Below are 11,569 nucleotides of genomic sequence, written 5' to 3'. Positions count from 1 at the left end.
CTTCAGGACTTCGAATCCTTTCCGGTCGAGGAACTGGCGCGCGCCTATGATCTCATCGTCATCGACCATCCGCATGTCGGCCAGATCACGGCCGAAGGCTGCCTGGAGCCGCTGGATGTCGCCGGACGCGAGGCGGAACGCACGGCCCTTGCGTCGGGCAGCGTCGGCCAGTCCTATCCGAGCTACAACTGGCAAGGACGGCAATGGGCTTTCCCGATCGATGCGGCAACCCAAGTCCAGGCATGGCGGCCGGATGCGATCAGTGCGCCACCGGCGCGCTGGAGCGAGGTGCTCGATCTCGCCCGTCAAGACCGCGTGCTGCTGCCGTTGCGGCCGCCTCACGTGTTGATGGTTTTCTACACGCTTGCCGGCAATCTCGGGCATTCCTGCACGACCGATTCATCCGACGATCTGATCGATGTGGAGATCGGTAGCCAAGTCTTCGAGGCAATGCGCGAGATCACAGCGCTGGTCGATCCCGCGTGTTTCGAGATGGACCCGATTGCCGTCTCCGAACGTATGGCGGAGGCCAGTTCCAGGTTCGTTTGCGCGCCACTGATCTATGGCTACGTGTCCTATGCGACGGATGGCTTTCGAGCGAACCGGCTGGCCTTTGCCGATGTTCCGGTCATCGGTTCCGGCGGCCCGGTCGGTTCGGCGCTTGGCGGCACCGGCATAGCGGTTTCAGCCTTTTCCAGAGCCAGGGATGCCGCGATCGACTTCGCCTATTGGGTCGCGAGCGGCGATGTTCAGCGCGGCCCCTATGCCGCCGCCGGGGGCCAGCCCGGCCATGCAGCGGCCTGGGAAGATCAAGCCGTCAATGAAGCGACCGGCGACTTCTATCGGGATACGCGAGCGACGCTGGAGGGCGCATGGGTGCGGCCGCGCCATGACGGCTACATGGCGTTCCAGCAGGCGGCTTCCGAACGCATCCTTTCCGGCATGACCTCCCGGCATCAAGCCCGACAGGTCGTTGCCGATCTCAATCGCCTGTTTCGGGAGAGTTCCCCGGCGCAGGTGTCCGGCGCTGCCGGTGGAGGAGCCTGAACCAAACCGAACGGAGGAGAACAAGAATGACAGGAATGATCCGCGGCCTGCTGGCCGCAACGGCGCTTGCCTCGCTTGCAACGACCGCCTTTGCACAGGATGTGCAAGGCGTCATCGGTGGACTGCCGACCGAACTCAAGGCGCAGTATGACGGCGCGCCCCAGAAGGTGCTGCCCTCGGCCTGGGACAATTTCACCGCGCCGCCCAAGCCGTGGAAATGGTGCCACTCGGAATCATATCAGGGCAATCCGTGGCGGGTCACGGTGACCAAGGAACTGAAGCGCCTTGTCGACGGGCTAATCGCCGACGGCACCGTCTCCAGCTTCGAGGTGTCGGACTCCAACAATGACGCCAGCCAGCAGATCAACCAGATCCGCGCCTTCATCGACAAGAAGTGCTCGATCATCACCTCGATCCCGGGTTCGGCGACGGCGCTTGACGACGCCATCGACGCTGCCGCCAAGGCCGGCATTCCGTTCATCACGGCGGCCGGCTCGGTGACCAGCCCGAACGCGATCAATGTCGATTCCAACTATGCGCGCTGGGGCTATGACATGATGGCGGCGATCGGCAAGGCGCAGCCGGACGGCCCCAGAATCCTTCTGGTCGAAGGCATCGCGGGACACCCGATCGTCGTGCAGGAGCGCCAGGGCGCGGACAAGGCGCTGGCCGAAAATCCGAAGCTGAAGATCTCGCGCAACGTCAACGGCAACTGGACGGCCAACGTCACCAAGACAGTGGTGCTGCAGGCGATCGCCACCAACCCGGCGCCGATCGATGCGGTGTGGACGACAGGCAGCGAGAGCCGTGTCGTTGCCGAAGCCTTCGCGGAAGCCGGCCGGCCGGCGCCATTGATCACCGGCTCGATCACCGGCGATGCGCTGGGCTACTGGAAGGCCAACCCCGACAAGTACCGCTTCGAAGGCCATGCGGTTCTGCCGCACTGGACCGCGCAAACGCTGTTCCGCGTCGGCGAGCGCATGCTCGACGGACAGAAGCCGAAGCTGAACACGCTGCTGATCCCGATCCCACCTGTCCACACCGCCGATCTCGGTGCCTGGTACAAGGACTGCATGACGACCGATGCCGTGTCGATCTTCCCGATCCCGCCGAAAGATCCGATGCCGGAGGAATGGCTCGACGCCTATTTCTCGAACCCGGCGCCGACCAAGGGCTGGGATTATTCGAAGGTCCCCGACGCCTGCGCAAAATAACGCTGCGCGAACCAGTCTCTCAACAGGCCGGCTCCTTTCGCGGAGCCGGCCTGCCAGCATCGAATTGTGACATGCTTGAAATCAAAACCATATCCAAACGCTATGGCGAGACGATCGCGCTCGCGGACGCATCGATCGCGTTCCGGGCGGGGACCATCCACACCATTCTGGGCGAGAACGGTTCGGGCAAGAGCACCATGGTCAAGCTGTTGTCCGGCATCGTCCAGCCGGACAGCGGTGTGATCCTGCTGCACGGCAAGCCATTCCCTGGCGCCAATCCATCGGCCTTCCAGGCGCAAGGCTTCGCCACGGTATTCCAGGAGGTGCTGATCGCGCCGGACCGCAGCGTAACCGACAACATCCTGCTCGGCCTCGACGGACTGGTCCGACGTGCCGTTCCCCGCCATGAGCGCCGTGACCGGGCGGAAGCCGCGCTGAAGCGCTTCGCGGTCACCGACGTCCCCCTCGACAAGCCAGCCGGCCTGCTGCCGCTTGCCGCGCAGCAATTGGTCGTTCTCGCCCGCGCGATCGTGCGCAACCCAAAGATCCTGATCCTCGACGAGGTCACCGCCGCGCTCGACTTCGCCGACCGCGAATCGGTTTTTTCGTTGATGCGTGCGCTTGCCGGCGAAGGCTGCCTGATCCTGTTCATCACCCACCGCATGGATGAGGTGATGTCGCTTTCGGACCGCATCTCGATCCTGCGGGGCGGCAGCGTCGTGCGCACCGAAGAGCGCGGCGCTTCCACGCCGGCGGAACTTCTCAAGGCGATGGCGCCACGTACCGCTGCGGAATTGGCGCATGGCTGATCGCACTGCTCTCGATTTTGGTGGTCTTGCCGTTCGCGAACTCGTCATCGCGCCCGGCGCCAGCCCGATCACGCAGGCCATCGCTCCGGGTGAGATCGTCGGGCTTGCCGGTCTCGATGGTCATGGCCAGGAGCTGTTCCTCAAGATGCTTGCCGGCCTGGAACCGTCCCATGGCGGCTCGATCGAACTCGGTTCATCAGATGCCTCCCGAAAGATTACCGGGTTTCGCAAGGCTGTCGCCAGCGGCATCGCCTATTTGCCGCGCGACCGACGCGCCAACGGCATTTTCCCGACACAGTCGGTGCTCGACAATTTCGCCGTCTCGACCTTGTCGCGCGACACGCGGCTCGGGCTAATCAGCCCGTCGGCACGCAAGGCGCGCTACGACCTCTATCGCGAAAAACTCTCGATAGTGGCGCCCCGGCCCGATGCGCCGATCACCACTCTTTCGGGCGGCAACCAGCAGAAGGTGCTGTTGGCGCGTGCCTTGGCGCTGGAGCCCGCGATCCTGCTCCTCAACGATCCGACGCGTGGCGTCGACGTGGCGACGCGGCATGTGCTCTACGACGTGTTTCGCGGGCTGGCGTCCGACGGCATGGGGCTCGTCATCCTATCCAGCGAAATCGAGGAGATTCTTCTCCTGTGCCAGCGCGTGCTGGTGTTCCGTGAGAACGAAGTCGCGGCCGAGATCTCTGGCGACGCGCTCACCACCGACAGCGTGATATCAGCCATGTTCGGACGTGCGGCATGAACCCTGTTGCGCGCCTCCTGTCCCTTGGGCGAAATTTCGGCTTCGCGGTCGTGCTGCTGGTCGTGCTGCTTGCGGTCAATCTCATCCTCAGCCCGGGGCGGTTCCAGCCGGGTTCCTGGGGGGCGCTGGTCGGATTGGCCGCGCCCTTGATCGGCGCGGCCATTGCGTCCACGCCTGTCATCCTCGCCGGGCGTGGCGGAATCGACATCTCGGTCGGGCCATTGATGGGCTTCGTCAACGCTTTGACGATCCAGGTGCTGTTCCTCGGCACCGGCATCTCATCGCCCCTGGTGCTCGTTCCGGCGGCGTTGCTCGTCGGCGCGCTGGTCGGTGCTGCGAACGGCTTTCTCGCGACAATCGTGCGCATCCAGCCGATCGTCGCCACGCTCGGCACCTATCTGATCCTGGCCGGCGTCACGCTGACGATCCTGCCGGCGCCGATCGGCCCGGCGCCGGCTTGGCTCAAGGCCTTGTCCGGCCCGCTCTCGATGCTTCCGCTGGCACTGATGTTCATCGCTTGGTGGCTGGTGCGGCGCACGCCTTACTACGACCAGTTGATGGCGGTCGGCAGCGACGATCGGGCCGCCTACACCGCCGGCGTCGATGTCACGCGCGTGCGCTTCATCGCCTATGTCATGACCGGCATCCTGGGCGGCTGCGCCGGGCTGATGCTGACCGCGCTGATCGGCTCCGCCGACCCTAACATCGGGCCGACCTACACGCTGATCGCCATCGCCGCCGTAGCGCTCGGCGGCGTCAGCCTGGCCGGCGGGCGTGGCGGCGTCGCCGGTGCAGCCATTGGCGCCATCGACATCTTCCTGCTGCAAAGCGTGCTGACGACGTTCAACGTCTCGACCTTCGTGCTGCAGATCGCCTACGGCGCGATCCTGGTGCTGGCCGTGATGCTGACAGCGCTGCAGGAACGTCTTGCCATGGGGAGACGCTGACATGGTTTTGCGCCAAAACCTCTTCGCCACAACCAACGCCCGCGTCGTCGGCGCCTTCTGCGTCGCCGCCCTTCTGCATCTCGCCGGCACGGTCCTCATTCCTGGCTATTCGGCGCCGTTTGCGATACGCGCCATGCTGGTGCTCGCTTCGCTGCTTGCCGTCGCCTCGATCGGCCAGACGCTGGTCGTCATCATGGGCGGCATCGATCTGTCGATCCCGTTCGTCATCGGCTTTGCCAATGTCGTGGCGGCGCAGCTCTATGGCGACGGCTGGAATTTTGTTGTGGTCTGCGGCCTTGTCGGTGCGCTGGCGCTCATCATCGGCGGGCTGAACGGGCTGATCTCGCGCAGTCTCGACATCCAGCCGCTGATCGTCACGCTCGGCATCGGCATGGTCGTGCAAGGGCTGGTGCTGCTGTGGACAGCCGGCTTCCCATCGGGCTCCGCGCCGCAAGCGGTTTCCAGCTTCGTGTCGATCGGCGGATCGGCCGGACCGCTGCCGGTGCCGTGGCTGGTGCCGAGCCTGGTCGTGCTGGCCGCACTCGTCGTGCTGGTGCTGGAGCGAACGCCCTATGGCCGCCGGCTCTACGCGCTGGGCAGCAATCCGGGCGCGGCGCCACTGGCGCTGATTGACCCGGTTCGCATGTGGGTCATCACCTATGCGGCAAGCGCTTTCTTCGCCGCCGTGGCAGGGGTGCTGCTGCTCGGCTTCACCGGTTCGGCCTATGGCGATGTCGGCCAGCCCTATCTGTTCCAGACCATCGCGGCGGTCGTCGTAGGAGGCGCAGCACTTGTCGGCGGCCGGGGAAGCTATCTCGGCACGATCGCCGGCGTGCTGGTGCTGACCGAGATCAACACGCTGCTGATCGGCCTCGGCTTCCAGCCCGCAGCGGTGCAGGCCGCGCTCGGCTTCGTCATCGTGCTGCTGGTTTCGCTCTATGGCCGCGAACGGCACGTCTCGACAACCATCTGAAAGGACCAATCAGTCGAGCCGCCACAGCTTGCGGGCATTCCCGGACAACAGCCTGTCGCGCTCGGCAATGCTGCAGCCCGAGAGCAATGCATGGGTCGCCGCCACCCAGGTCGACAGGCCGCCGCCTAGCGTGCAGACCGGCCAGTCGCTGCCCCAGACGACGCGGTCCCAGCCGAATGAATAGACGGTGTGCTCGACGTATGGCCGCAGCGTCTCGACCGTCCAGTTGCCCGGATCGGCATAGGCGACGACACCGGAAATCTTGGCTACCACATTCTGGCGCCGGGCGATGTCGCTCATATGCTCGCGCCATGGATGTTCGCTCTTGCCTTTGATGTCGGGGACGCCGCAATGGTCGAGGATGAACGTCACATCTGGTGCCAGATCGGCCAGCGCGATCGCCTTGGGGATCTGGTGCGGCAGCACGACGAGATCGAAGGTCAGACCGGTGCCGCCAAGCCGCTTTATGCTGTCGCGAAACACCGCACCTTCCGAGAGCTCGTCGGGCACGACATGGAGGACGCGGCGAAAGCCCTTTACGAACGGGTTTGCCCGCTGCCGTTCGAGATAGGCCGCGAAATCCCCTTCCTCAGGACGGCAGGACGCGATAACCCCGGCCAGCATGCTGCCTGGCTGCCGTGACAGTTCTTCCACACGAGCGGTCTCGGCTTCGATGTCGGCCGCATCGACATCGACCTCCATATGCAGCACGCGCTCGACGCCGACACGCTGCGCCTCCGTCGCGTAGTCTTCATAAGAGAAATCGCGGTTGAGCGCCGGCACGCCGGCGAGCCAGGGATAGCGCAGGGCCGAGCGATCGATGAGGTGAAGATGGGTATCTATGATCATGGTGAGGCTCCTCCTCTGGCTTTCAAAGCATCTCACAGGGGAATTCTTCATTCAAATAAGAATTCACGCCGATGAGCCGACTGCTGATCCAGCGAGGTGCGACAGCTTTTCACACGTTGCCAGCAACAGTTCGATCGTCCTGGTGATGTCGGGCGCGGAAGGCGCGTTGACCACCGTGATGTAGGGAATCGACAACGCGGCGATCGCCTTGCCGTCGGAACTGCGGACCGGGGCCGACAGGTTGAAGACGCCGGCTGTCTGCATCGAGGCCATCATCTCGTAGCCACGGTCGCGGATTTGGTCGAGACGGGTGAAGAACTCGGTCGATTGCGCCGTCTTGTCGGTGCTGCGGACGTGTTCGGAAATCATCATCTGGCGCTCTTCCGGTGAGCGGAAGGCGAGCAGCACATGCCCCGACCCAGTGTCGAACAGGCTGATGTGCGAGCCGACCCGGATCGAGATGCCCCAGTAGTTCGGTGCTTCTTGCTGGCCGATGACGACGGCAGAACCGCGATCAAAAACAACGAGTTGGTTGGCCTGCTGCGATGTCTCGGCAAGTTCACGCATCAGCGGCGTCGCATAGGAGACCAGCCGCCGTACCGGCGCGTGCAACTGTGCCAGACCGAACAGTTTGAGCGTTAGCGAATAGCGGTCGCCATCGAGGCGCGTGACGTAGCCGCGCCGCACCAGCCGGTCGAGCATGCGATAGAATTCGTTGGGACTGCGGTCGAGTTTCTTGGCGATTTCGGCCTGGGTCAGGCCGCCGTCGACGCCCGCCAGCAGTTCAAGGATATCGAGCCCCTTGTCGAGCGCCGGCGCGCGATAGCGCTCGTCTTCGCTGTCGTCCATGGGCTCATCCTCCAGTGAATTTCACCCTTCATATACGCAGGAACGTGCGCGGCGGAAACAAATTTCGCCTTGACGTGTCTATGAATGTTTTGTTTGTATATGAATGTAGCACTTCTTGTCATCAGACGAGTTGCGGTCGCCGCGGAGGCGGCGCCAAGGGAGGATACCAATGAACAGACTGCTGTCCGGCGTGTGCGCCGGTGCATTGTTGCTCGCGTCAGGTGCGGGCGCTGCCCTTGCCGGCGACCTGCCCGGCAAGTTCGAAGGCGTGACCGTCGACGTGAAGCTGATCGGCGGCCAGCAATATGAAAAGCTCTACGAGCGCATTCCCGAATGGGAGAAGGCGACCGGCGCCAAGGTCAACATCCTGACCAAGAAGAACGGCTTCGATATCGACAAGGAGCTCAAGTCCGACATCGCCTCCGGCAGCACCAACTGGTGCGTCGGCTGGAACCATTCGTCCTTCGCGCCGCAATATACGGGCCTTTACACCGACCTCAGCAAATTGCTGCCCAAGGAAGAGATCGACGCTTTCGTGCCGTCGACGATCACGTCCGCAACCATCGACGGCAAGCTGGAGATGCTGCCGCGTGCGCAGTTCGACGTTTCGGCGCTCTACTACCAGAAGAGCCTGTACGAGAACGCCGACAACAAGACCAAGTTCAAGGCGAAATACGGCTATGATCTGGTGCCGCCGGACACCTGGAAGGAAGTGACCGACCAAGCCCAGTTCTTCGCCAACCCACCCAATTTCTACGGCACGCAGTTCGCCGGCAAAGAAGAGGCGATCAACGGCCGCTTCTACGAGATGGTTGTCGCTGAAGGCGGCGAGTATCTCGACAAGGATGGCAAGCCGGTCTTCAATTCCGACGCCGGCATCCGGGCGCTCGACTGGTTCGTCAACCTCTACAAGGCCAAGGCCGTACCGGCCGGCACGACCAACTACCTCTGGGACGATCTCGGCCAGGGCTTTGCGTCCGGCACCGTCGCTATCAACCTCGACTGGCCGGGCTGGGCCGGTTTCTTCAACGACCCGAAGTCGTCGAAGGTCGCCGGCAATGTCGGCGTCAAGGTCGCGCCGAAGGGCTCGTCCGGCAAGCGCACCGGCTGGTCCGGTTTCCATGGCTTCTCGGTGACCGAGAACTGCCCCAACAAGGAGGCCGCGGCTTCCCTGGTGTGGTGGCTGACCAACGAAGACAGCCAGAAGCTCGAGGCCGCCGCCGGGCCGCTGCCGACCCGTACCGCAGTGTGGGACTGGGTTTTAAAGCAGGCCGAAAACGATCCTTACAAGAAGGAGGTTCTTACCGCCTTCCAGGAAGAGGCCAAGCACGCGTTTGCCGTGCCGCAGACGCCTGAATGGATCGAGATCTCGAACGCCGTCTATCCCGAGTTGCAGGCGGCGATCCTCGGCGACAAGACCTCCAAGCAGGCACTGGACGATGCAGCCGCCAAGGCGACGCAAATCCTCCAGGACGCCGGCAAGCTCTAGAAACGGGCTCCCAGGGCTGCCTCCCCCACCAGAAATGGGGGAGGCGATCGCGTTTTCGCGGCCAGCGGTTTGCGCTAACCCATCGCCCCCGGCCCACGCACCGCCGTCCAAATGCAAACACCTCAAGGATTCTGATGAAGGGCTTCAAGCCATCCGCGCCATTCCTGCTGCTGCTTCCGGCCATGATCGTGCTGGCGGCGGTTGTCGTTGTGCCGTTGCTGTTGTCCCTTTACTCCAGCTTCACGCCGTTCCGCCTGACGCGGCCCGAAACGTTCTACGTCTTCATCGGCATCCGGAACTATCTTTCGATCCTGTCCAACACCGATTTCTGGTGGGCGTTCGGCCGCACGGTGCTGCTGCTGACCATCGCGCTCAATCTCGAAATGCTGCTCGGCCTTGGGCTTGCCATGCTGGTCGAGAAAGCGACACGCGGCCAGCGCATCCTGCGCACGCTGATGATGTTTCCGATGATGTTCTCGCCGATCCTCGTCGGCTTCCAGTTCAAGTTCATGTTCAACGACAATATCGGCCTGGTGAACAATGCGCTGCAGTCGCTCGGCATTACGCAAGACGCCATTCCGTGGCTGATCGAGGGCCATCTCGCCTTCATCGCCATTTCGATCGCCGAGATCTGGTCGTCGACGGCGATCTTCGCCATCCTGATCCTCGCCGGCCTACTCGCCATGCCCAAGGAGCCGATCGAGGCGGCGCGTGTCGACGGCTGCACGCCGTGGCAGACATTCCGCTATGTGACGTGGCCGTTCGTCATGCCTTTCGCCTACATAGCCATGACTATCCGTTCGCTCGACGTGGCGCGCGCCTACGACATCGTCAAGATCATGACCGATGGCGGACCGGCGGGCCGCACCGAACTGCTATGGACTCTGGTGGCCCGCACCGCCTACAGCGACGGGCGCATGGGCATGGCCAACGCCATGGCCTATTTCTCGATCCTGCTGTCGATCGCCTTCACCGTCTACTTCTTCAACAAGCTCGCCGCGGCGCGCACGCAGATTGGTGCGGAGTGGTGAAGATGGACGAGAATTCTTCCGCCCGCCTGAAGCGCCGGCTGCTGGGCATCGTCTATCGCATTGGCCTGTTCCTGGCGATGCTGACGATCTGCCTGCCGGGCCTGTGGATCGTCCTCTCGTCGCTGCGGCCGGCGGTCGAGATCATGGCCAAGCCGCCGGTCTGGATCCCGCAGGAGATTTCGTTCGACGCCTACGTCGCCATGTTCAGCGGTATCGGCAAAGGCGGCATTCCAGTGATCGAATATTTCCGCAACTCGTTGATCATCTCGGTGACCTCGACGGTCATTGCAGTGGCCATCGGCATGGCCGGCGGCTATGCGTTCGCGCGCTACCGCTTCCGCGGCAAATCGAGCGTCTTCCTCGGGCTGATGCTGACGCGCACCGTGCCGGGCATTGCGCTCTCGCTGCCGCTGTTTTTCCTCTATGTGCGGCTTGGCATCATCGACACCCATTTCGGGCTTATCCTTGCCTATGTCGCGCTCAACGTGCCGTTCACGATCTGGCTGATCGACGGCTTCTTCCGTCAGGTGCCCAAGGACCTCGCGGAGGCCGCGCAGATCGATGGCTGCACGCGCTGGCAGGCGTTCTGGCAGGTCGAGTTCCCGCTTGCCGGGCCGGGCATCGCGTCGGCCGCGATCTTCGCCTTCCTGACCTGCTGGAATGAGTTCGCTCTGGCCTCGCAGCTGACCCGTTCGGTGAGCGCCAAGACGCTGCCGGTCGGCCTGCTCGATTACACGGCCGAGTTCACCATCGATTGGCGCGGCATGTGCGCGCTGGCCGTGGTGATGATCATCCCGGCGCTCACCCTCACCTACGTCGTCCAGAAACACCTTGTCGGCGGCCTGACCTCCGGCGCGGTGAAAGGCTGATACCATGGCAACCGTTACCCTCACCAAGCTGACCAAGCGCTACGGCGCTGTCGGGATCGTGCACGGCATCGATCTCGACATCGCCGACCGCGAATTCATCGCGCTGGTCGGCCCCTCCGGCTGCGGCAAGTCGACGACGCTGCGGATGATCGCCGGGCTGGAAGAGATCAGCGCCGGCTCGATAGAGATTGGCGGGCGCATCGTCAACGACCTGCCGCCACGCTCGCGCAACATTTCGATGGTGTTCCAGTCCTACGCGCTCTATCCGCACATGACGGTGCGCGAAAATCTCGGCTTCTCTCTGAAGATCGCAGGTGCCGCCAAGGAAGACATGGAGCGCCGTGTCGCCGAAGCCTCGGCCATCCTCGGCCTCGACACGTTGCTCGATCGCCGCCCCTCACAACTGTCCGGCGGTCAGCGCCAGCGCGTCGCCATGGGCCGCGCCATCGTGCGCGATCCTGACGTCTTCCTGTTCGACGAGCCGCTTTCGAATCTCGACGCCAAATTGCGCACGCAGATGCGCACCGAGATCAAGAAGCTGCATGCCAAGGTGCAGTCGACGGTGATCTACGTCACCCACGACCAGGTCGAAGCAATGACGCTGGCCGATCGCATCGTCATCATGCGCGACGGCCATATCGAACAGGTCGGCACGCCCGACGAGGTCTTTCGGCGGCCGGCAACCCGCTTCGTTGCCGGCTTCATCGGTTCGCCGCCGATGAATTTGCACGAGGCCACGAT

Annotated in this window: 12 protein-coding genes; 10 read left to right on the top strand and 2 right to left on the bottom strand. The window is 63.5% G+C overall.

The features are described 5' to 3' along the window. The 6 genes from EN939_RS07290 to EN939_RS07265 form a co-directional block, all read left to right on the top strand. Positions 1-1,047, top strand: a 1,047-nt coding sequence (locus EN939_RS07290; RefSeq protein ID WP_127267485.1) for an extracellular solute-binding protein, incomplete at its 5' end; no start/stop codon positions are given. A gap of 26 nt (positions 1,048-1,073) precedes the next feature. Then, complete coding sequence (locus EN939_RS07285) at positions 1,074-2,261, top strand: ABC transporter substrate-binding protein (protein WP_127267484.1); 1,188 nt, start codon at positions 1,074-1,076, stop codon at positions 2,259-2,261. 71 nt (positions 2,262-2,332) lie between these two features. Then, the gene (locus tag EN939_RS07280; protein ID WP_127267483.1) at positions 2,333-3,070 is read left to right on the top strand and encodes an ATP-binding cassette domain-containing protein; all 738 of its coding nucleotides are present in this window, start codon (positions 2,333-2,335) and stop codon (positions 3,068-3,070) included. Next, the gene (locus EN939_RS07275) at positions 3,063-3,821 is read left to right on the top strand and encodes an ATP-binding cassette domain-containing protein (protein ID WP_127267482.1); all 759 of its coding nucleotides are present in this window, start codon (positions 3,063-3,065) and stop codon (positions 3,819-3,821) included. The genes EN939_RS07280 and EN939_RS07275 overlap by 8 nt, the downstream gene beginning before the upstream one ends. Continuing rightward, on the top strand, positions 3,818-4,768 hold the full coding sequence (locus EN939_RS07270) for an ABC transporter permease (protein WP_127267481.1): 951 nt from the start codon (positions 3,818-3,820) through the stop codon (positions 4,766-4,768). The genes EN939_RS07275 and EN939_RS07270 overlap by 4 nt, the downstream gene beginning before the upstream one ends. 1 nt (position 4,769) lies before the next feature. Then, positions 4,770-5,741: an ABC transporter permease gene (locus tag EN939_RS07265; protein ID WP_127267480.1), complete on the top strand. Its 972-nt coding sequence runs from the start codon at positions 4,770-4,772 to the stop codon at positions 5,739-5,741. Between the two features lie 9 nt (positions 5,742-5,750). On the opposite strand, the gene EN939_RS07260 is transcribed toward EN939_RS07265, so the two are convergent. Beyond that, a complete protein-coding gene (locus EN939_RS07260) occupies positions 5,751-6,590 on the bottom strand; it encodes an amidohydrolase family protein (RefSeq protein WP_127267479.1) in 840 nt (279 codons plus the stop codon). A 63-nt stretch (positions 6,591-6,653) separates the two neighbouring features. Next, positions 6,654-7,439: an IclR family transcriptional regulator gene (locus EN939_RS07255; protein WP_127267478.1), complete on the bottom strand. Its 786-nt coding sequence runs from the start codon at positions 7,437-7,439 to the stop codon at positions 6,654-6,656. Positions 7,440-7,608: 169 nt separating this feature from the next. Between EN939_RS07255 and EN939_RS07250 the strand changes: the two genes are divergently transcribed. The 4 genes from EN939_RS07250 to EN939_RS07235 form a co-directional block, all read left to right on the top strand. After that, positions 7,609-8,928 (top strand): ABC transporter substrate-binding protein, encoded by a 1,320-nt coding sequence (locus EN939_RS07250; RefSeq protein WP_127267477.1) that lies wholly within the window; start codon positions 7,609-7,611, stop codon positions 8,926-8,928. Positions 8,929-9,062: 134 nt separating this feature from the next. Continuing rightward, positions 9,063-9,959, top strand: a complete 897-nt coding sequence (locus EN939_RS07245; RefSeq protein WP_023808865.1) for a carbohydrate ABC transporter permease — start codon at positions 9,063-9,065, stop codon at positions 9,957-9,959. A 2-nt stretch (positions 9,960-9,961) separates the two neighbouring features. Continuing rightward, complete coding sequence (locus EN939_RS07240; RefSeq protein ID WP_127267476.1) at positions 9,962-10,828, top strand: carbohydrate ABC transporter permease; 867 nt, start codon at positions 9,962-9,964, stop codon at positions 10,826-10,828. A gap of 4 nt (positions 10,829-10,832) precedes the next feature. Then, the coding region (locus EN939_RS07235; protein ID WP_127267475.1) for an ABC transporter ATP-binding protein at positions 10,833-11,569 on the top strand (737 nt) is incomplete at its 3' end.

The sequence above is a fragment of the Mesorhizobium sp. M7A.F.Ca.CA.002.05.1.1 genome (assembly GCF_003998335.1).
In the GTDB taxonomy this organism is placed as follows: Bacteria; Pseudomonadota; Alphaproteobacteria; order Rhizobiales; family Rhizobiaceae; genus Mesorhizobium.
This window is presented reverse-complemented; position numbering and strand designations above follow the sequence as displayed.